The following is a 22,487-nucleotide window of genomic DNA, read 5'->3' as shown; positions in this document are numbered from 1 at the left end:
TCAATATGAATGCAGAAAAAAGGGGCGCCGGCCCCTTGATTCAAGTCAGATAACGCCGAGTTCACGGCCGATGCGGATAAAGGCGTCGATCGCCTTGTCCAGCTGCTCGCGGGTATGGGCGGCAGACATCTGGGTGCGAATGCGCGCCTGACCCTTGGGCACGACCGGGAAGGAGAAGCCCACCACATAGATGCCGGCTGCCAGCATGCGGCTTGCCATTTCGGAGGCGAGTTTGGCATCCCCCAGCATCACCGGAATGATGGCGTGGTCGGCGCCTGCCAAGGTGAAGCCGGCGGCACTCATCCGCTCGCGGAAGTAACGGCTGTTCTCTTTCAGGCGAGCACGCAGGTCGTGACCTTCCGCCAGCATGTCGATCACCTTGATGGTGGCGGCAACGATGGAGGGGGCTAGCGAGTTGGAGAAGAGGTAAGGACGGGAGCGCTGACGCAGCCAGTCGATCACCTCTTTCTTGCCGGAGGTATAGCCGCCGGATGCGCCGCCGAGCGCCTTGCCCAGGGTGCCGGTGATGATGTCGACCCGATCCATCACGCCGCAATATTCGTGGGTGCCACGACCGTTTTCACCGATAAAGCCGACAGCGTGGGAGTCATCCACCATCACCAGCGCATCGTATTTGTCGGCCAGATCGCAGATGGATTTGAGGTCGGCGATGACCCCATCCATGGAGAAGACACCGTCGGTGGCGATCAGCTTGAAGCGGGCGCCATCGGCATCAGCCTGCTTGAGCTGGGCTTCCAGTTCGGCCATGTCGTTGTTGGCGTAGCGATAGCGCTTGGCCTTGCACAGCCGCACGCCGTCGATGATGGAGGCGTGGTTGAGGGCATCGGAGATGATGGCATCTTCGGCGCCGAACAGGGTCTCGAACAGGCCGCCATTGGCATCGAAACAGGAGGAGTAGAGGATGGTGTCTTCGGTGCCGAGGAAGGCAGACATCTTCTGCTCCAGCGCTTTGTGCTGATCCTGGGTGCCGCAGATGAAGCGTACCGAGGCCATGCCGAAGCCGTGGCTGTCGAGTCCCTGATGGGCGGCGGCGATCAGATCCGGGTGGTTGGCCAGTCCCAGATAGTTGTTGGCACAGAAGTTCAGTACCTGCTCACCGCCGACGGCGATGCTGGCCTGCTGGGCGGAGGTGATGATGCGCTCCTGCTTGTACAACCCTTCAGCTTGCACCTGGTTCAGTTGCTCGGTCAGGTGACGATAGAATCCGTTAGACATCCTCGATCCTTATTGGCTATTTCAGCTGCGTATCAACAGAGGGCGACATTTTACTGCAATCTGTTGCGGTAAATTCAAATGATTGTGCTGATATTCAACAAATGTGAAACAGATCTCACCCAACTGGTTGGGCCAGCTGGCGGTAGTGTTGTTCCAGTTGCTGGATCTGTCCGGCAACCTGGGGTTGCACATAGGGACGCAGCAGGAACAGCACCTTCAACACGCCTTGATAGAGCAGCGGTTTGGTGATGCGGGTGTTGGGGGCCTGGGCAATCTGGAACGGGATCCAGCAGGTCACCACCATCTTGATGGTCTGGCCCAGATCCGGCAGGTCTTCATCGCTGACATCTATGATGCCCCCTTCGCGCAGGCTTCTGAGCAGGGCGACCACGGAGGAGCGCATCTGCTCCTGGGCCTTGAGGTACTTCTGTTGCAGCGGTTCGTCACGGCTCAGGATGTCCGGCAGATTGGCGTAGAAGAAGCGGAACTGCCACATCAGATAGAAGATGGCATCCAGATAACCCATCAGATCCTGCAGGGTGATTTCACGGTTGCGGGTCGGCACGAAGCTCTCGCTCAGGTGACGGGCATACTGGTCGAAGATGGAGTGGATGATGTCTTCTTTATTGCGGAAGTGGTAGTAGAGGTTGCCCGGGCTGATGCCCATGTGCGCCGCAATATGGTTGGTGGTGATGTTGCGTTCACCCTGATCGTTGAACAGCTCGGTCGCGCTGTGAATGATCCTGTCTCTGGTTTTCATCACTCATTCCTCCAACAGGTTCCGCTCGGGGCATTTTGAACAAGGTCGAATCCCCGAGCGGCCCGTGATAAACTTTTCGGCAATTTCAAATTGGCTCACTATACACAGCTTTAACAAGCAGTCACATGTAGCCATCAACGTACGAGAGGCAAACTCCATGATCGTAGTAACTGGCGGTGCTGGCTTTATCGGCAGCAATCTGGTCAAGCAGCTGAACGCTCAAGGACGGACCGATATCGTGGTCATTGATGACCTGACCGACGGCACCAAGTTCGTCAACCTGGTCGATCTGACCATCGCTGACTACATGGACAAAGACGAGTTTCAGGCTCGCATCGTCTCCGGTGACGAGTTTGAAGAGTGGGACAACGGCATCGAGGTGATCTTCCACGAAGGTGCCTGCTCTGCCACCACCGAGTGGAACGGCAAGTTCATCATGGAGGTCAACTACGAGTACTCCAAGGATCTGTTCCACTACTGTATCGAGCGTGAAATCCCGTTCATTTACGCCTCTTCTGCTGCGACCTACGGTGGCCGCAACGACAACTTCATCGAAGATCCCAAGTTCGAACAGCCACTCAACGTCTACGGCTACTCCAAGCAGCTGTTTGACCAGTACGTGCGTCGCTGGATGCCGGAGATCAACTCTCAGGTTGTCGGCCTCAAGTACTTCAACGTCTACGGCCCGCGCGAGCAGCACAAAGGCTCCATGGCTTCCGTTGCCTTCCACCTCAATACCCAGGTGAAGAAGGGCGAGAATCCCAAGCTGTTCGAAGGTTGCGATGGCTTCCCGAACGGTGGTCAGATGCGTGACTTCATCTATATCGACGACGTCTGCAAGGTAAACCTCTGGTTCTGGCAGAACCCGCAGCACTCCGGCATCTTCAACTGTGGTACCGGCCGTGCCGAGCCATTCCAGAACGTGGCCGAAGCGGTGATCAAGCATCATCAGAAGGGAGCCATTGAGTACATTCCCTTCCCGGATCACCTCAAGGGCCGCTACCAGAGCTTCACCCAGGCTGATATGACCAAGCTGCGCAGCGTGGGTTATGACGCCGAGTTCAAAACCGTTGCCGAAGGGGTAGCGGATTACATGGCCTGGCTCAACCGCTAACGGGTGAGCACAACGCGGCAGTTTGAGCGCAAAACCGGAAGTGGGCACTCGCCTGCTTCCGGTTTCTGGTCTCTGTGGCTGCTTGCCGTTCCTCTCTTCTCTACCGGGTAACCGCGCGATGAATATATTGATGGCACTCTCCCAGCTCGAGGTAACGGGAGCTGAGGTCTATGCCACCACGGTCGGTAACGAACTGACCCGGCGTGGTCACAATGTCTTTTATGTGTCAGATACCCTGACCAAGCCGACGCTTGGCCCCGTCTTCAAGCTGAGATTCAATAAGCGCAGCATTCTGCGCCGCTTCTGGCACGTCTTCTACCTCATCTACCTCATCAAGAAGCATCATATTCAGTTGGTGCATGCTCACTCCCGCGCCTCCGGCTGGAGCAGTTATGTGGCCTGCAAGTTGACTGGCACCCCGATGATCACTACGGTTCATGGTCGCCAGCCGGTGCACGCTTCGCGCAAAGCCTTCCATGCTCTCGGCTATCGGGCGGTTGCCGTTTGTGAAGATATTGCCCATCAGATAGTCGACAATCTGGGGGTCGATCCCGCGATAGTGCAGGTGCTGCGCAACGGTATCGAAACCGACAAATTCCAGCCTGTGCCAGCGCCGGACAACCCAAAGCCGGTGATTGCCATCATCGGGCGCCTGAGCGGCCCCAAAGGGGAGCTCTGTTACCGCTTGCTCGATGAAGTGCTCGACCTCGATGCATACAAGGTGCGGATTGTCAGCGGTACCAAGGTACCGGAGCGCTTTGCCCGTTTCGAAGGACGCGCCGAGTTTGTTGGCTATGTCGATGATGTGCCCGGGCTGCTGGCGAGTTGCGATCTGGTGATCGGCGCTGGTCGGGTGGCGATGGAGGCACTGCTGTGTGGCCGGCCCGCTTTTGCTATTGGTGAAGCCAGGGCCATTGGTCTGGTGACCGAACAGAATCTGGATGATGCTCTGGCGAGCAACTTCGGCGATATCGGCCCCAAGGATCTGGCTATCGATTTTGCTGCCCTTAAGGGAGAAATCGAGCCCGCCCTGGCCAGCAAGACGGTGCCGGAAGTCATTCGCCAACGCATTCAGGATGAGTATGGCTTGCAGGAGGTAGTATCTGGCCTCGAAACCATCTATCAGGATGCCGTAGTCGAAACCCTGCGCCGCGAGATGCCCGTCATCATGTACCACCGTTTTATCGAGCAGGATAGCGAGAAAGGGGTGCATGGCACCTGGATGCCGATCACCATGTTCGAGAAGCATCTGCGACTGATGAAGTGGCTAGGCTACGAAACCCTGACTTTCCGCGATTTGGCGGACAAAGGCTTTATCCACCGTCTGCAATACGGCAAGAAGTACCTGATGATCACCGCCGATGACGGCTATCAGGACAATCTGACCCGCATGCTGCCGCTGCTGGAAAAATATGGTTACAAAGCAGTGGTGTACGTGGTCACCGGCGAAGGTTATAACCGTTGGGATGTGGAGCATCCGACCAATCCGGATACCAAGGTCTCATTGATGAGTGGTGAGCATGTCAAGGCGTTGGCCGCCAGCGGTCATGTGGAAATTGGTGGTCATACTCTGACTCACCCCCGCTTGAGCAAGCTCACACCCGAACAGCAAGCCCATGAAATTCAGGAGAATAAACGCCAACTGGAGGCCCTGCTTGGTCATTCGTTGCTCTCGTTCGCCTACCCTTACGGAGATATGAACGAGAGTGCCAAGGAGCAGGCTATCGCCGCCGGGTATCGTTTTGCCGTCGCTACCAATAGTGGCCCCAAAGCAATGCACCAGGACCCTTTCCAGATCCGCCGGATCGCCATCTTTCCCCGCACAGATGTGTTTGGACTGTGGCGCAAAATTCGCGGGAATTATATTTTTCGTCGGAATGGCACATGACAGTTAACTCGAGTATTGAGAAGGTTACAGAATATTTTTTCGCACTAACAATATTTTTTGCTTTCGGTTTTTTATATGCTTCAGCAAGAGGCCATAGCTATTTATCTATTCTTGTTGTTATTTCCATTATATTGGGGTTGATTAACTTTACTTGTAATAAAAAAAATACTGCGTTAAATAATGGCTGTGGCGTCTTATTAAAGACCATACTACTGTATGGAATTGTGATGATTTTCAATAGGCTATCACATGGGGAAGATAGCGCGCTTGTCAGAATCACACTTTTTTTAACAGCCTTTGTCTTTTTTGTACCTAAAACAGCATTGATAAAAAGTTATGCCATATATGGTGTCATTGCCGGTGGCTGGGTCGTAGGGTCTTTAGCTATCGTGGAGGCAAGTAAAGGAGTTGTGCGTGTTGAGGGATATACAAACGCCATTCTTTTTGCTCAGGGGGCGTTAGTTATTTTTATTCTAAATCTGCATGTTCTTTTTAATGAAAGTACAGCTGCCACCAAGAAATTTATCACTATAATAGGGGCTGGACTATCATTAATAGCGATATATTTGTCTCAGAGTCGCGGTGTATGGTTGTCATTAGCCGTGGTTACGGCTGTGTATTTATTTTTTAATATGGCTCTTCTTGTTAAAAATATAAGATTGATACTCCCTGGTGTAATTATTTTGTTTGTTGCGTTTAGCTATAACTCGAGGATATTAATCCAGCGGGTGGATGATGTAAAATATGATTTTATCAAAATGGAGCAAGGAAATTATCAAACGTCTATAGGGTTGCGTCTTGTCGTATGGAAAAGTGCATGGCTAGGTTTTTTGGAATATCCATTCATTGGGGTTGGCAAGGATGGTATTGATGGACTAAAAAAACAGCAAGTCTCTGAGCACAAGGTCAATCCTATTTTACTAGTGGGGGATGGTGGTTTAGGTATGCCACATGCCCACAATCAATACCTAAATCAGTTGGTGATGCGAGGGCTTGTGGGATTTATCCCCATGATGATCTTATTAGTATCTCCCATATTTATGAGAGAACAGTTTGGTTTGTTAGGTATATATTTATCATCTGCATATTTGGTATCCGGTTTGACCGATGTGCCATTGGAACAAAAAGAAACCCTATATATCTTCTTATTCTCTCTGTTGTTTGCGACCTTGGTTAGAGATATAGAAGCTGAATGTTAAGGCGTAAGATGGGGCCTTGCTAGAGGCCCTATTTATTTGGAATAACAGATTCTCTATTCCATGATACATTTTCTCTAATTATTTTGGCTGGCTGTCCTATAGCTATTACATGAGATGGTATCTTACCTGAAACTACGCTATTTGCTCCAATGATAGAGTCATGACCAATATGTGCTCCCTTTAATATAGTACAACGCGCAGCCAGCCACACATGTGATTCTATATAGATAGGCCTTCCTTGGTTAAGCCATTCCCCAGAGTCAACATTGATTATTTTGTGTGAGTCAGTATTACGTATTTCTATCCCATAAGACAGCATACAGTCTGAGCCAATATTTATTTCGTGAGGTTCGTATGATACTATCGTTGCGCCGGCAATACTGGAGCAACTACCTATTACTATTTTACCGCCAACGTTATCAATATGGATTGTGGTGTTGTGTAAATCACATCCCTCGCCAATATTAACACTATTGTTATTACCGGTTACTATTATTTTACATCTGCGCATTTTCGTATTTTTTGATATATTGACAATGTTGTTGTTACCTTTTATTGTCAATTGACATAAGCGCATTCTTCCGAGGCAATCAAAATAATTTCCTCTATGTATCTTAACAATATTTCTATAAAACAGCTGACTAATTGATAGCATTTGATATACCTGATATTAATTTATGCAGCATTAGGGCAGAGTTATCAGCACGATAAATATCTAACTGACCATCCTGTAATGGCAGCCGAGTTGATGGTTGATTCAGGAGATGAGATAAAGCCTGTTTATTTCCTACATCAAAGAGTTCGCCAAGCATGCCACGTTGTAATATTTCACTGGGACCTATGTAGCAATCGCTAGAGATAACGTTACCATTTAAATATAACGCCTCTACTATGACTAAGCCAAAGCCTTCATCTTTAGAGCTCAATACAAATTTTTGGGCATGCTTCATCCATACATATGGATTTTCACACTCCCCAATAAAAATAATATATTTTTCCAAATTTAATGCTGCTGCTTTCTGCTCAAGATTAACTTTATCGGGGCCATCTCCAATAATTACCAAGTCTTGATTGCAGCCTTGTTTTCTAGCCAGATAGTAAGCATCTAACAAGGTAGCTATATCTTTGGTTTCTTCATTTAGTCGACATACGGTGAGTATATATTCGCCATTCAATATATTCAGTGTGGACTCTGTTAGCAGTGAGTAGTCAATACTGCTATTTTTCAGGTCTTCGAAATTGAAGGGGTTATATATGATATGGGCCTTATCGATCCATTGAGGAGAAAAACTATGGATCTCAGCATGCATATCTTGGCAAATAGTAATGATTGCATCATATATATTGCAGCGTTCAGCGATATTTTTTTTCCTTCTCATAAGATGCTGGAAGCTGGAGTGAAGATACGTTATTTTTTTTTGCTTGAAGGATTTTATATATCTGTCGAAGTCGCAATCTAAAAAATCGATTATAACATCTTTCTTTTTTAAAAAAAGATGGAGCATAATCCGTCTTTTTATGGATTTATATACTTTAATAATTGGGTTCGTATTATTGTATTCATCGAGACTAAATATTGAATGACAATTCGCATACTCCTCCATCTTGGCCTGTATTTTTGAGGCTGATGGTTTGTTTGTGATAACCGAAATATCATATAATCCAAGTCTGGATAATGCCTGAACATATGTGAGTAGTACTTTTTCAGCACCCCCCATATCTAGACTATTAATAAGAAAAGAGATTTTCATTTTTCATTATTCTCGATATGTGAACCATAGTTTCTATTTGGTATAGTTGTATCAAGATGACCCGTATCCACACAGTTAGGCTCAATGCCATATGTTATAAGCCTATTTTTTTGTATCAATCCGGTAAGATAATCTGCCGGCATTCTTATTGGATAGGCATGGTTGAGAAGTTTTTTTGCCCCATTGATGGATAGGAGGTAAGCAACCGCACCTATAATACATCTCTTAGAGTTTTTGGATGGCGATCTGTACCTGACCAAACGGTAGTCGTGTGGTAGTTTATGTGACAATGGCCAGCGTTTGGCTTTTCCGTGGAATAGATATAGCATATCAAAATTAGATCGCTGCATTATAGATGATAGAATATCTGGTACGCATGAAAGAACATAAGCATCATCTTCTAAAATTAGAGCATGATGTATATTGTCTGAGATCATTTTTTCATAGATGCGAATATGGCTCATTGCACATCCAACTTCAGATGGGTTCATTTCATGTTTAAAATGCGTGCGGCAATATTGTTGGTCTACCTGAGAGAGTTCAGTCTGGGTTAGTAATGAACCATCCACGCCAAAGAAAAACTCAAAATCCAGACCAAGTTGCATCATCCTTTTTGTAATGAGGTGCTGGCGTTCTTTATTTTTTTCAAGACTGATAATGTAAATTTTGAGGTTCATATTAATAGTGGCTCTCATAGGCTATTTGGAAACTATAGCATTTTTCAACTTAATATTCTAGTATTCTACGTTCTTATCATATTTATGAAAGGATTATAGTTGAGAGTAGAGAGGTTAGGCCTGACTAAATAATCATGGCAGTAAAGTTAATGAAGGTGGTTTTTTTGTTTGGGGGATTGGTGATAAATTTATATATGAGTCATTGAGATGGGCAGTTAATTGGATTGGCAATATTTAAAAAACTGACAGCTTACTATCGTTACTAATGTATATAATGAAATTTTTAAGTAATTCTATTTCCCAGAAGTATGCGTTTTGGGGGATATTATAAAGAAGCCTTCTATTTTCACTGTGAGCATCGAGTGGGTTGGGAGAGTGCTGCCAATCTGTTCGATATCTTGGTATTCTGCTCCCCTATATTTTTATTCTGAGGTCTCCATGGGGCTGATTAATAAGCTACAACTAGCGCGTGACACAGTTCGTCGTCGAGTGGGGCTTTTTTTGTTTGACCGAGCGCGCAGTCGTCCGGCTGACGATGGCTGTGGCAAAGTGGTGCTGCTTCGTTGGGATGCCAAGCTGGGTGATGCCATAGTCTCCTCCTGGGTTGCACGGGAAATTCGCCGGGCCCAGCCTGGGCGGGAAGTGTGGGTCGTGACGACTCATGCCATGGCCCCGCTATTTCGCGATCATCTGGGAGCTGATCGGGTCATCGAGATACCCAAGCGCCCGGCTTATGGCGAGCTTAAAGCGCTGGCGCACTCTCTTGGGCGGGTCGGATATCTGGTTCATCTTGGCAAGTCGTTGAAGATGAAAGATATCTACTTTTTGAATCAGGTCGATGCCTGTCACATTGCGGGCATGGATGATGCGCTGGCTTCCATTGATATCAAGCTTGGCGAGCGCACTGCTGGTCGTCACTTCGCCGACAAGTTTGCGGCGCTGCTGGACAGCATGGGGATTCACGATCCCGATACCCGATATGTGATCCCCCATAGTCCCGAGTGGGAGCAAAATCTGGCAGCATGGTGGCCTGCCGCGCAACAGGTGATCGCTTTTAACCCGTATGGCAGTGGCGGTGCCCGCCGTCTGCGGCCGGAGATGATTGCCCGCATGCTGGAGCTGATGCTGGCCCATTGCCAGCAAACCCTCTGCCTGCTTTTCCCGCCAGGGATGGAGCAGGAGGTCGCCACATTGCGCGATAAAGCCAGCGAGCCAGCACGGATCCTGCTGTCGCCAGAGGCGCCATCGCTTGGCGGGCTTTTTACCCAGTTGCGTCACTCGGTTGGTCTGGTGTCGGTGGATACCGCCACCGTGCATATCGCGGCGGGGCTGAACTTGCCGATCCTGGGACTCTATAACCCGGATCTGGGCGGGGGAGGCGAAAACTACGCTGAGTGGCACCCCAATACCCGGGATGCCATGACGCTGTTTTCCAAGTCGCTGACCAGTCAGGATATCAATTCGCTGGATATGAACGAGTTCGAGCAGACCTTCGTCAGATGGATTGCCTCGATGAATAGCAAGAACCCTACATAACAGGAGCCACAGGGATTGAACGAATTACAAAAGAGGAGCGGATCCAAAGGGTTGTTTTATCTGGGCCTTGGTGGGGGGCTGCTGGTCTCCCTGATTTTCTTCCAGTTGCAACTCCTCACCGGCGATCAGACCCAGATGCTCTACAAGGGTTACCTTGGGGCTTATGAGGGGGTCTGGCTCAGTTATGGCAATGCGGCGAGTGCGGTGGGCAATGTACCGGGCAGCTTGTCGGCCTGGCTGATCGGCGGGCCGCTGCTGCTGTGGGATTCACCTTACGCTCCCATGGTGCTGCTGCTGGCGATGCGGTTGGTCGGATTCCTGCTGTTTGATGCGGTGATCCGTCAGGTGTTTGTTGACCCCGTATCGAAGGGTAATGCGCGGTTGCTGTTTCTGGTGCTCTGCTGGCTCAACCCCTGGTTTCAGTACGAGAGTCTGCTCTACAACCCCTCCTATCTGTTCCTTTTCTCGGCCATGCACTGCTGGTCTGCCTGGCATATGCGCGAGCGGGCCTCCTTCTGGCACATGATTGTTCACCTGCTGGCTATCGGCATGGCGATGCAGCTGCACTACTCCTGGCCGCTGCTGGCGGTAATGTCCACCTATCTGTTCTGGCGCCGCATTCTCAAGGTGAGCTGGAGCGGGGTGGTGGTGGCTACCCTGCTGATCGGTGCCTCCCTGATCCCTTACGCCATGGAAGTGATGAGCAACAGCCACATCACCCAGAACGTCGATCCCGAGGCGCGCCAGCGCTATATCGGCTGGGGGCTGGTGCATGTCTATCCGGTGTTGAAATCAGTGCTCTACTGGCTGCGCTACGGCTCCTGGCTGTTTGCCAGCAAGCTGGTCAATGACACCCAGTTCATCTGGCTGGCAGGCCACGAATACCTGCAGATGGCGGCAGTCTGGCTGTGGCGGGTGGTGATCTACGGGGTAGGCGCGGCGACCGTGTTGCTGGCAGCCAAGGCCAACTGGCAGCTGTGGCGTGAACTCAAACCGCGCCTGCTGCGCAGTGATCGGTCCGAGGTGAGTGGCGAGAGCTGGCTCGGTCTCTATGCGCTGGCGGCGGTGCTGGCGGTGCTGGTGAGTGCGGCGCTCTCGCCCATTATCTTCAACTACTGGCACCTGATGCTGATCTTCCCCTATGCCCTGTTCCCGATGCTGCTGTTGCTGGTGCGCTGGAGCAGTCGTTACCCGCAGTGGCTTGGCAAGGGGCTGCTGGCGGCTACTCTGTTCTGCACCGCGGTGAACCTGATTGCGGCGTGCGACAGCACCAAGTTCTCCTATCAGGCGGATTACAAAACCCAGGTGCAGGAGTATCTGCAGGAGATGAAGCTGCAACCCGGGCAGTAACTCTCATCAACAGCCTGCCCCCTAGCTGGGGCAGGCTGTCGTTATTACTCGAAGCGATCCATATGGGCGAAGTTGTCGGCTTCGGCAACCCAACCCTCACGCCCCTGCTTGTCCCGAATTTTTACCCACCACTGGTTCTGCGGTGACCGGCCGTATCTGATCTCTTTGCGCGCATAGTCATAATCGAGAATGTAGGTTTTGCCCTTGTACCAGAACAGGCTATTGCCTTCGCCCAGTCCGCCGAGGATATAAAGCGTTTCCCCTGCCTTCATATTCAACAGTGGCCCTTTTCCCTCTTTGCTGTAGCCCAGCTTGACCGATCTAAGTATCTCGACGATCCCCGGTTGTTCGGTAATGACGACCCCGGTCAGCCCTTCCACCTGCTGGCCGCGGGGTAGCCGGAACAGCGCTTTGGCCGTCAGGGATGGCTCGGCTCTGACGATCACCTCTTGCTTGGTGGTCCATGTCTGATAGGTACAACCCTCAAACGGGCAGCGACTCCAGTCGTAATAGGGCAGGCGCGGCTTTTCATCAGAACTTACAGTCGTGGCAAACAACGACAACAACAGCAAAAACAGTCTCATGAATCTACCTGTCCGGCGGGGCGCTCACCCGCCGGTTTAATGAATGGGGCCGCACTATATCTCAAGAGACCAAAATCCATCAAAGCCGCGGAATTATTGATTTTCACCACAATAAAACGGGGGCCCATTGGTCATGGGAGTTGGGGGGGCAAGAGGTCGAAGCGCGGCGGGAGCGGATAGCCCGCCCCTTTGCCTTGTGCCATGCTGATGGCTATCAGGGCATCGGGTCGGCACCTATGGGCATCTCTCGTTCGGGCACGCGTTTGGTATTACTGCTATCTGCACTTCTTCTCCCTCTTATGACCATCAGCCAGGCCGTGGCGGCCAACGCGCCACTGCGGGGATGTGTCTTCCAGCTGGCGCCGCTGGTCACCATCGATCAGCAGGGCAAGGTCTCCGGGCCGGTGATCGACTACTTTCGCCACCATATCGAACCCGCGATCGGGCGTACCATCGAGTGGCAGGGGCTCAATGTGGCGCGGCTGCTCAGTAACCTCGAGACCGGGGTGTGCGATCTGACTCCGCTGCTGAGTTACAGTCCCGAGCGTGCTCGTCACTTTCGCTATATCGACCCCCACCTGTTGCTGCTGCGGCCGGTGCTGGTGGTACTGGTACCATCGCGACTTCATGCGGTCGAACGGCAGGAAGATCTCTTCGGCACCACCATCGGCTGGTCGAGTCAGGCGATCGTGCCGCCGCTCTTGCAGCATCCGCAGATCCATATCGACACCCTCTCCCAGCTCAGCTGGGAGCATGGCAACATGCAGAAGTTGCTGCGCGGGCGCATCGATGCTGCGCTCTTCTCCAACGATATTTCCGCCAACCATTTTCGCGACAGGCTCCCTGCGGCGACCCGCCTCATCTACCTGCCGGTCACTCCGCTGCAGGTGCATATCGTGCTGACCAGATCGCTGGGGGATAGCAACCCCGAGCTGGCTGCACGTATGCGCCAGGTGGTGGAGCAGGTGCCGCTCGCCTCGCTGGTGGAGTCGACCCCACGGCTGTGGGGGCGTTGAGAGGGGGATGCGTGCAATAATCTACAAGCTCCCCGGCTTGCTTGCGGTGTATCTATAGCCCATGAGTACCACTGATTCCCTGATCCGCTACTGGCAATCCCCGCTTCTGCCGGGGGTCGAGCTGTCACACTCCCATCACAGGGCGTTCAGCTACGGCCGCCATGTCCATCTCGACTACCATATCGGGCTGGTGCAGCGGGGTGGCCAGAAGTTTATCCACAAAGGAAACAGCCACACCCTGGTGCGCGGGGTGCTCTCTACCGTCAACCCGGACGAGGTGCACGACGGCCTCAGCCTGCTACCGGAAGGGTACGAAGTGCGGGTCTTCGCCATCGATCCGCAGCAGCTGGCGTTCTGGCTGCCGGAGCAGCCGGAACCCTTCTTCGACAAGGGATTGCAGAGTCGCCCCGACCTCTATCAGGGCTTTGCCCAACTGCACAGCTACCTCGACAACCCGCAGGCTGATGGCCTGCTGATCGAGGGGCAGCTGCTTGCCCTGCTCGGGGAGCTGCTGCAACTGGCGCCCGAGGTACACCAGCTGGCGGATCCCCAATTGCGATTCCTGCGCGACTACCTGATGGCCGCCCTCGACGAGCCCCACTCGCTGGAAGAGCTGGCGGGGCTGCTCGGGCTCGACCGTTTCGCCTTCCTGCGCCAGTTCAAGAAGCGTAGCGGCATGACCCCCTACGCTTGGCTGAAACGGCTGCGGCTGGAGCAGGGCAAGCGGCTGCTGGCGAGCGGGATGGCGGTGAGCGAGGTGGCGCTGGCGGTTGGCTTTTTCGATCAGAGTCACTTCCACCACGGCTTTCGCCAGGCATTCGGTCTGACACCTGCCGAATTTCGTGCCCAGATGCAATCTTTTACAAGCCGCGCCCCCCGCTGATCCGCCATGCTGGCTCTCCGTCGTTAAAGCGAGAGTTGTTATGCTGACCAATCTGTTCATTACTCTCGGCCTGATGCACCTGATTGCACTGGCCAGCCCCGGCCCCGATTTCGCCCTGATCCTGCGTACCAGCCTGCACCGGCCGACCGCCCTTGGCGCGGCGCTGGGCATCTCGCTGGCGATCATGGTGCACGCCACCCTGAGCCTGACCGGGATCAGCATGCTGATCGCCAGCCACCCGCTGCTGTTTATGGTGATCAAGTGCTGCGGCGCCCTCTATCTGGGCTGGTTGGGGTGGGGTGCTCTGATGGCGGCTCGCCAACAGAGCAGTACCCTGATGGCCAGCGCCGCCAACGAGCTGCGCGGCTGGGGCAGGGGCGTGCGCACTGGCCTTGCCACCAACCTGCTCAACCCCAAGGCGCTGGTGTTCTTTATCGGTCTGCTGGCCGCCATGGTGACGCCAGAGGTGGACGGAATGACCCGCAGCCTGCTGGTGGGCGAGCTCTTCATCATCTCCCTCTGCTGGTTCGGGTTGCTGGCGTGGAGCCTCTCCACCGATCGCGCCCAGCGCCTGCTGCTGCGGGTGCAGCGGCCGCTCAATCTGGTGACCGGCGTGCTGTTTGCGGTGGTCAGCCTCTCCATTCTGGCGAGCATGGGGGCCGAGCTGGTGGCCTGACGAGTCGGCGCATGGGCCTATACTCCAACAAGGTTTACCTGTCAGGAGTGCCCGGTCATGCGTCTACTGCCTCTTTGCTGGTTGTTGGGGATGACCCCGGCGCTGGCGGCCCCGGTTCAGCTCAAATTGCTGGAGTGGGGCTATCTGCCAGCGGGTTATGAACAACAGTTTGCCGACTATGCCAAAGCCCATGGGGTGGAGGCGACGGTCAGCCGGATCGAGCCGCTGCTGACCGATTTCGACAGCGTCTACCGCGCCCTGCGCACCCGCAGCGCCGATGTGGTGCTGCCGACCAGCTACTTTTACAAGGCCCATCACCAGCCGCTGTTCAAGCTGCTGCTCCCCATCGATTTCAGCCGCCTGCAACACTACGCCGAGGTGAAGCCCGCCCTCAAGAACACCGAGTATGACAAGCAGGGGGAGCGCAATTACTCGGTACCCTTCTCCTATGCCATGTTCAGCCTCGCCTATGACAGCAAGCAGGTGCCGCAAGCGCCCACCAGTTGGCAGGTGCTCGCCAACAGCTCGCCGCCGGGCCAGTTTGCCGAGTTCTGCGACCAGTTCGAGCCGCTGCTCTTTTCGGTGCTGCTCTCGCTGGGCAAGTCGCCCGCCCTGTTTGCCAGTGGCGAGATGCTGGCCGACAAGACCTTGCAGCAAGAGGTGGAGCAGCAACTCTCGCAGCGGCTGCGAGCCAGTCGCGGCTTCTGGTTCAATCAGGCCAACCGCTGTGAGGATCTGCGCCAGCAGACCTTTGCCACCACCTGGGGGCTGGAGTTGGTGGCGTGCAACAAGCAGAACGAGCAGCAGTGGCGGATCGCCATGGTGCAGGAGGGGGCTATCTATGCCCTCGATGCGATCTCCATCGCTCGCCATGTTGGCGATGATCCCGCACGGCTCAAGGCCGCCTACCTGCTTGTGGATTTTCTGCTGAGCGCACCGCTGCAACGCCAGATGCTGGTGGGCACACCCACCATCTCGGCCAGCAATATGGCCTCCCGGCCGCCCCTCAGCCCGCAGGAGCAGGCGGTGCTGCCGGATCGCCCGCTGCCGGAGTTCGACGAGCGGCTGCTGGTGCCCGCGTTGCCCGCCCATATCAAGAATCGCTACAAACGGATGGTGCAGCAGGCGATCGTCGCCAGCGGCAAAGAGGGGCTGGTCAAGCAGTGCCCCTGGGATCTCGATAACTGATGAATGAGCCTGCCGCTTGTCCGGCGGCAGGCAAGTTTGCGCAAGATGGCTGATGATCGGTCATCTCGCGTTCCAGGGCATTCCCCCGTTCAACTCACGCCGCTCACGGGCCCCCATCGTTTGAAAAAACTGAGCGCTTTCCGCAGCCCAAGTAGCCGGATTAAACAACCGAACCCTCGCCAGACTGCCGCTCATACCCTGGCTGATCCTGTACAAAAGTTCCGCAATTGTGACAACTTGGATGTGAGCTGAACAATCCTGATCTGTCCCTTGTGGGAAGGTGATGAATAGGTTATTTGTCTGTGACATTGGCTGCATCCGGCACGGGTTCTCCAGCCATTTGGTGCGAAATCCACAGCAAAAACAAACAGTAAAATGCAGGAGCAAATATGAAAAAGGTCGTGATGGTTGCCGTGGCGGCGGCCCTTCTGGGCGGCTGCGCTGTCAAGAATCAGGTCTCCTACAGCTTGCAGTCGCTGCAAACTGTCCCCTTCAGCGCCTTCCAGCCGAACGAGAGCAACCCCAATCAGCGGGTCTACAAGGAGCCGGGTGCTGATCTGCGCCAATACAATGAGGTGCTGCTCGATCCGCTGCAGTTTATTCGTCAGGAGAACGGTCAGTGGTATCTGCTGACCGCCAACGCACAGAACCAGATTGGCCGCTACTACCACGACAAGTTCCAGAGCGAACTGATCAAGCAGGGCGTCAAGATTGCCACCGCCCCCGGCCCGAAAGTCATGCGGATCCAGGCCGCCGTCACCAACTTCGACCTGACCCGCCCCGACCCCAAGCTGCGTGACCTGTTGCCCGCCAAGATCGCCATCAACGTCACCCGCGAAGTGATCGGCAAGGAGCCCTATCTGCTCAAGGTGGGCAGCATGGCCCAACTGCTCGACTCCCAAAGCGGCAAGCTGTTGGTACGGGTGATGGATGCCCGCGAGAGCACGGATACCACCCACAAGGATGAGCCCATCACCGCCGGGGAGATGGAGAAGATGATCGACCAGTGGGCGGCCAATCGTGCCAAGCAGCTGGCCGACAATCTTGGCAAGTAAGCACCGACATCATCGAGAGGGGAGCCAGTGGCTCCCTCTTTTATTGGCCCGTTGGCGGGCCGCCGCCAATGGCTCGCAGCCCTTGCCAGCAGGGCGCTCAGCCCGTAGCCGAGTCCGCCACCACACCATCCGCTGTGCAACGGGCCGACCGATTTCTGCTTTTCTCCCCCACATTTTGGCAGTTAGGATGACCCTTCCGTGACCACATCCTCATAGAAAAGGAATCGCTATGACCCGTCACCCCAACATCAAACACTGGCGCGAGCTGCAAGAACCGGAGCCGGGATGCTATCCCGGTAGTCAGGAACAGATGTCCCTCGGCAGCGCGCTGGGTCGGCATTTTGACTTTAGCCGCATCGGCATTCACCACGAGCTGGTGGCACCCGGCCATCGCACCAGCTGGCCCCATGCCGAAGAGACCGAAGACGAGTTCGTCCACGTGCTGGAAGGCACGCCCGATGTCTGGCTCGATGGCGTGCTTTATCGGCTGCAACCGGGCGACTCGGTCGGTTTTAAGGCCGGTAACGGGCTGGCCCACACCTTTATCAACAACACGGATGAGCCGGTGCGGCTGCTCTGCGTGGGGGATAGGGATCGCGCCGATAACCGCATCCACTATGCCCTGCACCCCGAGTACAACCGCCAGATCGGCAAGCGCCACTGGGACGACGTGCCCGAGCGCGACATGGGGGATCACGATGGTCTGCCCGACCGGCTGCGCGAAAGCAACGGCCCTTTCTGAGCGCCCCCACAGCATAAGGAATTACGATGAATCGCCACCCCTGCATCAAACACTGGAGCGAGCTGCAAGAGCAGACGCCGCGCTACTACTCCGGCAGTCAGGAGCCCCTGTCGCGCGGTTGTGCCCTCGGCAAGCACTTTGGCTTCAGCCGCATCGGCATCCACCACGAGATCGTCGAGCCCGGCCATCGCACCAGCTGGCCCCATGCCGAAAAGACCGAGGACGAGTTTGTTCACGTGCTGGAAGGCACCCCCGATGTCTGGCTCGACGGCGTGCTCTATCGGCTGCAACCGGGCGACTCGGTCGGCTTCAAGGCCGGTGACGGGCTGGCCCACGCCTTTATCAACAACACCGAAGAGACTGTCCGCCTGCTCTGCATCGGCGACACCGATCGGGAGGACAACCGCATCCACTACGCCGTGCATCCCGAGCGCAATATCACCCTCGGCAAGCTGAACTGGGACGACGTGCCCGAGCGCGAGCTGGGGGATCACGACGGCCTGCCCGACAAGCTGCGCGAGCGCAACGGCCCCTTCTAGGGCGGAGCCTTTCTGCGCACTAGCCCAGCACCACCCGATATAAAAAAGCCTGCCGCGTGGCAGGCTTTTGCTATCTGTTCGCCGCCTGTGGCGTGCAGCGCTTATTGCAGGTTGAGCCCGCCCAGATAGTCACGCTTGCCGAGATCGACCCCGGCGCGGCGCAGCAGGGCGTAGGCCATGGTGAGGTGGAAGTAGAAGTTGGGAATGCCGTACTCGTGGACGCAGGTATGGCCATCCATCCCCTTGCCGCCCGCCCAGTGGGGCACGTAACGGCCGCTGGCATACTGGCTGTAGTCCGCGTCCAGCTTGCCTTGCAGATAGGTGATGGTCTTGCCGATATGGGCGCGCAGATCCGCGATGGTTTTGGGCTCATCGCCCATGGCCGGCAGCTCGCTGTGGCTGGCGGTGGCGACCACGGTGCGGGCCGAATCGCAGCAGATCAGCACCTGCTTGGCTAGCGGCAGCATATCGACGATCAGCCGATCGCCGAAGAAGTTGTCCACGTTGAACTGCTTCGCCGCGGCGTGGGCCTCGGCCTTGGCCAGACAGTGATCCAGATTGGTCAGCATCTTGATGAACTGGGCGGTGATATCGCGATTCATGAGCACTCTCCATCTTGTTGAAACAGCGGCCCGCGTGCGCGGCCACGGTGAATGAAACTGGCTAATCGGCCACCAATATACCCCAACCGCTGGCGGGTTCGAGCCCTTGGTGACAAAAAGGGCAGGGCAGCGCTACTTCGCGCGACAACCGCTGGCCAAGCGGCCATGCTCGCTTTTTGAACCTGTGAGTCCCTTATCTCCCCTTTTTTGATCTGTGACATAAATCACCTTTTTTCAGGGGCGTAGGCTGAATGCCGTTGTCCTGGACAGACGCCTGCGCATCCGCCAGGACACAAGAAAAGGAGAATGAGATGAAGATCTATGACCGTAACCGCAATGTGCTGAACCAGGGTCAGCGCGTGATGATTGCCGCCACTGGCGCAGTCGATTTTCTGAAAGAGGCCCACACCGACCACATGACCCCCTATCAGGCGGAGCATGAGAAGTGCGTGCTGCTGGCAAACTCCGGTGAGCGCTACGCCCCCATCGAGTTGATTAGACTAGGCTGATCCCTTTCCCTGTCACCCTACTCTTTACAATTCACCCGGCCGTCGCGCCCATCTGGCGGCCGGGTTTCTGATTTCCCCTCTCTGCTTTACCCACCCATCAATTACATCGCCTCAAGCTGCTTTGAGTCATCGTGTAGGTTCGATTAGCGAAGCGTCATCGAAAGATCCCGTTGCTTACGGCCTGCCAGCATGGAGGCTCATTTCTGATTGGCTGGCTGGAGCCGCCGCAAATAGCCGGCTGTCTGCATGGCGGATCAGCAGCAGAGGCGACAGCAGCGTGAGCAGCAGCCAGTGGGTGTGGGGCAGGATAAAGCTCCAGATGATCTCGTATGGCAGCCAGGTCGAAGCGGTTGCCGTCATAAAGGCGAGGTCATAGGTTTGCCACAACCAGAGTCCGGCAAAGAGCGGCAACAACAGCGGGCGGGGTATCAGCAAAAAAAGGGGTAAGTAAACACAGGCGAGCACGGCGCTGAATTCTAGCATGGCCGGGATCAGCTCAGCCAAGGTATGACTGGAGGAGAAGCCGCCCCATTGGAGGGAAGTATCCTCGGTCAGTGCGGGCCACCACGATACGTATTGAAACAGGGTGAACGAAATCATAAACAGCAGGCTGGTCAGCAGCGCCAGCGCCGTTTTTCGCAAAAACCAGCGCCCCATCCGGCGCAGTGTCGGTATCCATTTAGACATTAATGACTCCCATCTTTGACGGGGCAGTATGCCGCGGCTCGTAGCACAGTCAAAGTGCCACACCATGCCGGTTAATTGTCGGAATATTGAATCCCGTCACACCGGCGGTGGTTTGAGTGATTGCCCGGCCATAAAGCCTCATGCGACCCTTTATTTCCCGTTAACTCACTAAAAACAAAAACTATGTTCAGGCAAATAATGATGAGTGCCGCCCTGCTGTCGGCGGCGCTGCTTTCCGGTTGTGCTTCCGTACCCATGGCCGATGCCACCGCAGATGCGCAGGCCAAGCAGTTTGTGGCGCCCAAGGATGCGGCCAACCTCTATATCTATCGCAATGAGACCTTCGGTGCTGCCGTCAAAATGCCGCTGCTGGTGGATGGCGTGGCGGTCGGCGATACCGTGGCCCACACCTACATCCTCAAGCAGGTGACACCGGGCAGCCACACCATCACCTCCAAGTCGGAGAACGATGCCACCCTGACCCTCAGCACCGAGGCGGGTAAAAACTACTACGTCTGGCAAGAGGTCAAGATGGGCCTGCTAATGGCCCGCTCCAAGCTTAGTCAGGTCAGTGAAGAGGAGGGCAAGCAAGGGGTGATGGAGAGCAAGCTGGTCAAATGAGCGGGTTGTAGAACAAGGGATAGTTATATCAACTATTCCTTGCTCAGAAAAATTTTTGTTAAAAATTCAATCTATAGTGCTGTTCGTGATTAATAAGGAGGCTTTTTGTATGAATGAAATTATAAAATGTCTTAAAACCATTATATTTCGTTTTGATATGTATAAAATGGACGACAATAAAAATCACCAATTTGTAATTAGGAAGCATTGTGAAAGGATTGGTGAGCTTATAAAAGAAAATAACCTTCAAGAGGCTGATGTGTGGGATTATATAACCAATACATATGGAAGCACAGTTACTTTTGAATTTCAAATATGTGATATATTAAGGTTTTGATATGTAATTACTATCTGTCCCAGATCAATAAAGCACTTGATAAAATGGTAGGAGTGCCCCGCTATTTTTATTTCTATGGCCAAGGGGCACTAGAGGTCGGGAGAAGTTGGTTGATTAGCGGTAAGGGAAATTATAACAAACCTATTACAGAATTACTTGACGAGTACCATAATACTGGCTGTATGAAAATAAATTTGCGAATACAGGCTATAACATCATTATAAAAATATAACTGTATCGCTTTGATTTTAAATGTTATAAAGCTAACAGTAAGGATGAATATAATCAGGTTTTATACTACAGCCTTTGTATTCCAGATTAGGTTTAACATGTTCAGCGCAAGTTCTAAGCTCTGTCTCTCTGCACTGGTCAGTGGATCTGAACGTCTAGCCACAGTCATACGGATATGATCTACCTGTTCAATCATTGTAAATCTACGGTGACTTCGCCAATTTTTAGAGCGGTTAAGGCCGTTTTCAAGGATCTGAAGGTTATCAGGATGTATCGCCGCTATCCCGTAACTAAATATCGATTCTGCATGATCCACATCGAATACCGACCAACCAACAACACGGTTTAACATACCTGATACGACCCAAAATAGATTATAACGCTCCTGCTCTGCTTGAGTGAGGATCGCTTTTCCGGTCGTCTCAATTCGTAGGCGCTCTGATTTGCTAGCATTAGCTGTTTCATTTTTAGGATATGAGAGTAACTGGTTTGCGGCTATAGGCTTGATCAACCTATCAAGCTTTGGAGCTTCAGTGATATCTTCTAACTTAGTAATATCAGGCTTAGCATCAGGGACTATTTGTAATTTCTTATTTTGGTGGTAGGCATTTTTTTCCATATTAACGGATGACTTAGTAATGCTCTTTTTATCACCTTGGCATCGATGTAAAGTGAGACAGATATTTTCAACTAATCCTTCAATATCAAATCCTGCATAAAAATGGCGATCAGCCTTGATCATTGCTTTTGCGACGGTTTTGGGGTTACTTGACTTAGTCTGTGTGATTGCATCTTGTATATTTTTATTGTGACGCTCATGAGTATCTATATTATTTGAATCGAACTTTTCATGTTCTGTGTTGATAATTTTATCTGCGAGTGACCGTATGGGTTTTGTTATCTTAAATCCACGATTCGGCTTTAAACAGTTCCCCGTATCTAGCCAAAAAATACGACGGTTACTTAACCCTTCGCGCCAATCGTTACGGAGATTTGGTGCGACCATTTTGGGGCGGCTGATTAAAAGTTGGTCAACTGCCGTTTGGATTCTAGTGCGTAGCTCTGGTGGGTATAGCTCTGGCCAGCAGGCGCAAAGCTCACCACTGATTGCCTTCGCATTCATAAAGCTGGATTTCGAGAGAATACGACGGATGTGATCGGGATTTATTTTTATAGACATAGTTTTGGTGTTGTTCGGGGAAAGGATGGAACATTCGACTCTCACAGAGTATTCGGATGTTCGCATCTTCTGCTCTAGCTACACCAACCCAGCCTAAGCCGGGTTGGTTGTATCAAAAGACGGGAA

24 protein-coding genes are annotated in these 22,487 nt (G+C 53.3%); 15 read left to right on the top strand and 9 right to left on the bottom strand.

The annotated features are described in order from the left end of the window. Positions 1-45: 45 nt before the first annotated feature. Both ACW5W8_RS05200 and ACW5W8_RS05195 read right to left on the bottom strand, forming a co-directional pair. Complete coding sequence (locus ACW5W8_RS05200) at positions 46-1,236, bottom strand: glycine C-acetyltransferase (RefSeq protein ID WP_005342487.1); 1,191 nt, start codon at positions 1,234-1,236, stop codon at positions 46-48. Positions 1,237-1,351: 115 nt separating this feature from the next. Continuing rightward, positions 1,352-1,996, bottom strand: a complete 645-nt coding sequence (locus ACW5W8_RS05195) for a TetR/AcrR family transcriptional regulator (protein WP_042057022.1) — start codon at positions 1,994-1,996, stop codon at positions 1,352-1,354. Between the two features lie 157 nt (positions 1,997-2,153). Here ACW5W8_RS05195 and rfaD point away from each other — a divergent pair, with 157 nt between their 5' ends. The 3 genes from rfaD (at position 2,154) to ACW5W8_RS05180 (ending at position 6,197) form a co-directional block, all read left to right on the top strand. After that, positions 2,154-3,110, top strand: a complete 957-nt coding sequence (gene rfaD, locus ACW5W8_RS05190; protein ID WP_005340846.1) for an ADP-glyceromanno-heptose 6-epimerase — start codon at positions 2,154-2,156, stop codon at positions 3,108-3,110. A gap of 118 nt (positions 3,111-3,228) precedes the next feature. Continuing rightward, complete coding sequence (locus ACW5W8_RS05185; protein WP_498626753.1) at positions 3,229-4,998, top strand: bifunctional glycosyltransferase family 4 protein/polysaccharide deacetylase; 1,770 nt, start codon at positions 3,229-3,231, stop codon at positions 4,996-4,998. Continuing rightward, a complete protein-coding gene (locus ACW5W8_RS05180; RefSeq protein WP_498626751.1) occupies positions 4,995-6,197 on the top strand; it encodes an O-antigen ligase family protein in 1,203 nt (400 codons plus the stop codon). The genes ACW5W8_RS05185 and ACW5W8_RS05180 overlap by 4 nt, the downstream gene beginning before the upstream one ends. Before the next feature lie 28 nt (positions 6,198-6,225). Here ACW5W8_RS05180 and ACW5W8_RS05175 read toward each other — a convergent pair whose 3' ends face one another. Genes ACW5W8_RS05175 through ACW5W8_RS05165 form a run of 3 tightly spaced genes read right to left on the bottom strand, consistent with a single transcriptional unit; the run spans position 6,226 to position 8,625 of the window. Beyond that, positions 6,226-6,852, bottom strand: a complete 627-nt coding sequence (locus tag ACW5W8_RS05175; RefSeq protein ID WP_498626750.1) for an acyltransferase — start codon at positions 6,850-6,852, stop codon at positions 6,226-6,228. Beyond that, positions 6,839-7,948, bottom strand: a complete 1,110-nt coding sequence (locus ACW5W8_RS05170) for a glycosyltransferase (RefSeq protein WP_498626749.1) — start codon at positions 7,946-7,948, stop codon at positions 6,839-6,841. Before ACW5W8_RS05170 ends, ACW5W8_RS05175 begins: the two co-directional genes overlap by 14 nt. Then, complete coding sequence (locus ACW5W8_RS05165) at positions 7,945-8,625, bottom strand: glycosyltransferase family 25 protein (protein ID WP_498626747.1); 681 nt, start codon at positions 8,623-8,625, stop codon at positions 7,945-7,947. The genes ACW5W8_RS05170 and ACW5W8_RS05165 overlap by 4 nt, the downstream gene beginning before the upstream one ends. 501 nt (positions 8,626-9,126) lie before the next feature. Between ACW5W8_RS05165 and ACW5W8_RS05160 the strand changes: the two genes are divergently transcribed. After that, entirely contained in the window at positions 9,127-10,161 is a 1,035-nt protein-coding gene (locus ACW5W8_RS05160) for a glycosyltransferase family 9 protein (protein WP_498626746.1), read from the top strand. 135 nt (positions 10,162-10,296) lie between these two features. Then, entirely contained in the window at positions 10,297-11,511 is a 1,215-nt protein-coding gene (locus ACW5W8_RS05155; protein ID WP_498626766.1) for a 3-deoxy-D-manno-octulosonic acid transferase, read from the top strand. 44 nt (positions 11,512-11,555) lie between these two features. On the opposite strand, the gene ACW5W8_RS05150 is transcribed toward ACW5W8_RS05155, so the two are convergent. Further along, the gene (locus ACW5W8_RS05150) at positions 11,556-12,095 is read right to left on the bottom strand and encodes a hypothetical protein (protein WP_498626745.1); all 540 of its coding nucleotides are present in this window, start codon (positions 12,093-12,095) and stop codon (positions 11,556-11,558) included. A 299-nt stretch (positions 12,096-12,394) separates the two neighbouring features. On the opposite strand from ACW5W8_RS05150, the gene ACW5W8_RS05145 reads away from it, so the two are divergent. The 7 genes from ACW5W8_RS05145 (at position 12,395) to ACW5W8_RS05115 (ending at position 18,194) form a co-directional block, all read left to right on the top strand. Then, positions 12,395-13,111 carry a substrate-binding periplasmic protein gene (locus ACW5W8_RS05145; protein ID WP_498626743.1) on the top strand — a complete coding sequence of 239 codons (717 nt, stop codon included), beginning with the start codon at positions 12,395-12,397 and terminating at the stop codon, positions 13,109-13,111. A gap of 61 nt (positions 13,112-13,172) precedes the next feature. Further along, positions 13,173-13,994, top strand: coding sequence for a helix-turn-helix transcriptional regulator (locus ACW5W8_RS05140; protein WP_498626741.1), 822 nt, complete (start codon positions 13,173-13,175; stop codon positions 13,992-13,994). 40 nt (positions 13,995-14,034) lie between these two features. Then, positions 14,035-14,670, top strand: a complete 636-nt coding sequence (locus tag ACW5W8_RS05135) for a LysE family translocator (RefSeq protein ID WP_498626739.1) — start codon at positions 14,035-14,037, stop codon at positions 14,668-14,670. Between the two features lie 57 nt (positions 14,671-14,727). Continuing rightward, positions 14,728-15,858, top strand: coding sequence for an ABC transporter substrate-binding protein (locus tag ACW5W8_RS05130; protein WP_498626738.1), 1,131 nt, complete (start codon positions 14,728-14,730; stop codon positions 15,856-15,858). Positions 15,859-16,247: 389 nt separating this feature from the next. After that, complete coding sequence (locus ACW5W8_RS05125) at positions 16,248-16,913, top strand: DUF3313 domain-containing protein (RefSeq protein WP_498626736.1); 666 nt, start codon at positions 16,248-16,250, stop codon at positions 16,911-16,913. A 229-nt stretch (positions 16,914-17,142) separates the two neighbouring features. Beyond that, positions 17,143-17,655: a cupin domain-containing protein gene (locus ACW5W8_RS05120; protein WP_139437876.1), complete on the top strand. Its 513-nt coding sequence runs from the start codon at positions 17,143-17,145 to the stop codon at positions 17,653-17,655. Positions 17,656-17,681: 26 nt separating this feature from the next. Then, positions 17,682-18,194 (top strand): cupin domain-containing protein, encoded by a 513-nt coding sequence (locus ACW5W8_RS05115; protein WP_498626734.1) that lies wholly within the window; start codon positions 17,682-17,684, stop codon positions 18,192-18,194. 101 nt (positions 18,195-18,295) lie between these two features. Here ACW5W8_RS05115 and ACW5W8_RS05110 read toward each other — a convergent pair whose 3' ends face one another. Continuing rightward, positions 18,296-18,796 carry a DUF1993 domain-containing protein gene (locus tag ACW5W8_RS05110; protein ID WP_498626733.1) on the bottom strand — a complete coding sequence of 167 codons (501 nt, stop codon included), beginning with the start codon at positions 18,794-18,796 and terminating at the stop codon, positions 18,296-18,298. A 311-nt stretch (positions 18,797-19,107) separates the two neighbouring features. Here ACW5W8_RS05110 and ydfZ point away from each other — a divergent pair, with 311 nt between their 5' ends. Continuing rightward, positions 19,108-19,305, top strand: coding sequence for a putative selenium delivery protein YdfZ (gene ydfZ / locus ACW5W8_RS05105; protein WP_498626732.1), 198 nt, complete (start codon positions 19,108-19,110; stop codon positions 19,303-19,305). Between the two features lie 174 nt (positions 19,306-19,479). Here ydfZ and ACW5W8_RS05100 read toward each other — a convergent pair whose 3' ends face one another. After that, entirely contained in the window at positions 19,480-19,962 is a 483-nt protein-coding gene (locus ACW5W8_RS05100) for a hypothetical protein (RefSeq protein WP_498626764.1), read from the bottom strand. A gap of 213 nt (positions 19,963-20,175) precedes the next feature. Between ACW5W8_RS05100 and ACW5W8_RS05095 the strand changes: the two genes are divergently transcribed. Further along, a complete protein-coding gene (locus ACW5W8_RS05095; protein ID WP_362785704.1) occupies positions 20,176-20,613 on the top strand; it encodes a DUF2846 domain-containing protein in 438 nt (145 codons plus the stop codon). A 109-nt stretch (positions 20,614-20,722) separates the two neighbouring features. Beyond that, positions 20,723-20,950, top strand: a complete 228-nt coding sequence (locus ACW5W8_RS05090; RefSeq protein WP_498626731.1) for a hypothetical protein — start codon at positions 20,723-20,725, stop codon at positions 20,948-20,950. A gap of 292 nt (positions 20,951-21,242) precedes the next feature. Here ACW5W8_RS05090 and ACW5W8_RS05085 read toward each other — a convergent pair whose 3' ends face one another. After that, on the bottom strand, positions 21,243-22,427 hold the full coding sequence (locus ACW5W8_RS05085) for a hypothetical protein (RefSeq protein ID WP_498626730.1): 1,185 nt from the start codon (positions 22,425-22,427) through the stop codon (positions 21,243-21,245). Positions 22,428-22,487 lie beyond the last annotated feature (60 nt).

Source organism: Aeromonas aquatilis, assembly GCF_054052405.1.
The sequence above is the reverse complement of the archived record's forward strand: the minus strand, read 5'-3'. Positions and strand labels throughout refer to the sequence as shown.

What these genes read in the sequence shown, in the direction of transcription:
- ACW5W8_RS05200 (WP_005342487.1), bottom strand. Translation starts at nt 1,236, where the DNA reads ATGTCTAACGGATTCTATCGTCACCTGACCGAGCAACTGAACCAGGTG.
- ACW5W8_RS05195 (WP_042057022.1), bottom strand. Translation starts at nt 1,996, where the DNA reads ATGAAAACCAGAGACAGGATCATTCACAGCGCGACCGAGCTGTTCAAC.
- rfaD (WP_005340846.1), top strand. Translation starts at nt 2,154, where the DNA reads ATGATCGTAGTAACTGGCGGTGCTGGCTTTATCGGCAGCAATCTGGTC.
- ACW5W8_RS05185 (WP_498626753.1), top strand. Translation starts at nt 3,229, where the DNA reads ATGAATATATTGATGGCACTCTCCCAGCTCGAGGTAACGGGAGCTGAG.
- ACW5W8_RS05180 (WP_498626751.1), top strand. Translation starts at nt 4,995, where the DNA reads ATGACAGTTAACTCGAGTATTGAGAAGGTTACAGAATATTTTTTCGCA.
- ACW5W8_RS05175 (WP_498626750.1), bottom strand. Translation starts at nt 6,852, where the DNA reads ATGCTATCAATTAGTCAGCTGTTTTATAGAAATATTGTTAAGATACAT.
- ACW5W8_RS05170 (WP_498626749.1), bottom strand. Translation starts at nt 7,948, where the DNA reads ATGAAAATCTCTTTTCTTATTAATAGTCTAGATATGGGGGGTGCTGAA.
- ACW5W8_RS05165 (WP_498626747.1), bottom strand. Translation starts at nt 8,625, where the DNA reads ATGAACCTCAAAATTTACATTATCAGTCTTGAAAAAAATAAAGAACGC.
- ACW5W8_RS05155 (WP_498626766.1), top strand. Translation starts at nt 10,297, where the DNA reads ATGCTCTACAAGGGTTACCTTGGGGCTTATGAGGGGGTCTGGCTCAGT.
- ACW5W8_RS05150 (WP_498626745.1), bottom strand. Translation starts at nt 12,095, where the DNA reads ATGAGACTGTTTTTGCTGTTGTTGTCGTTGTTTGCCACGACTGTAAGT.
- ACW5W8_RS05145 (WP_498626743.1), top strand. Translation starts at nt 12,395, where the DNA reads ATGACCATCAGCCAGGCCGTGGCGGCCAACGCGCCACTGCGGGGATGT.
- ACW5W8_RS05140 (WP_498626741.1), top strand. Translation starts at nt 13,173, where the DNA reads ATGAGTACCACTGATTCCCTGATCCGCTACTGGCAATCCCCGCTTCTG.
- ACW5W8_RS05135 (WP_498626739.1), top strand. Translation starts at nt 14,035, where the DNA reads ATGCTGACCAATCTGTTCATTACTCTCGGCCTGATGCACCTGATTGCA.
- ACW5W8_RS05130 (WP_498626738.1), top strand. Translation starts at nt 14,728, where the DNA reads ATGCGTCTACTGCCTCTTTGCTGGTTGTTGGGGATGACCCCGGCGCTG.
- ACW5W8_RS05125 (WP_498626736.1), top strand. Translation starts at nt 16,248, where the DNA reads ATGAAAAAGGTCGTGATGGTTGCCGTGGCGGCGGCCCTTCTGGGCGGC.
- ACW5W8_RS05120 (WP_139437876.1), top strand. Translation starts at nt 17,143, where the DNA reads ATGACCCGTCACCCCAACATCAAACACTGGCGCGAGCTGCAAGAACCG.
- ACW5W8_RS05115 (WP_498626734.1), top strand. Translation starts at nt 17,682, where the DNA reads ATGAATCGCCACCCCTGCATCAAACACTGGAGCGAGCTGCAAGAGCAG.
- ACW5W8_RS05110 (WP_498626733.1), bottom strand. Translation starts at nt 18,796, where the DNA reads ATGAATCGCGATATCACCGCCCAGTTCATCAAGATGCTGACCAATCTG.
- ydfZ (WP_498626732.1), top strand. Translation starts at nt 19,108, where the DNA reads ATGAAGATCTATGACCGTAACCGCAATGTGCTGAACCAGGGTCAGCGC.
- ACW5W8_RS05100 (WP_498626764.1), bottom strand. Translation starts at nt 19,962, where the DNA reads ATGGGGCGCTGGTTTTTGCGAAAAACGGCGCTGGCGCTGCTGACCAGC.
- ACW5W8_RS05095 (WP_362785704.1), top strand. Translation starts at nt 20,176, where the DNA reads ATGTTCAGGCAAATAATGATGAGTGCCGCCCTGCTGTCGGCGGCGCTG.
- ACW5W8_RS05090 (WP_498626731.1), top strand. Translation starts at nt 20,723, where the DNA reads ATGAATGAAATTATAAAATGTCTTAAAACCATTATATTTCGTTTTGAT.
- ACW5W8_RS05085 (WP_498626730.1), bottom strand. Translation starts at nt 22,427, where the DNA reads ATGCGAACATCCGAATACTCTGTGAGAGTCGAATGTTCCATCCTTTCC.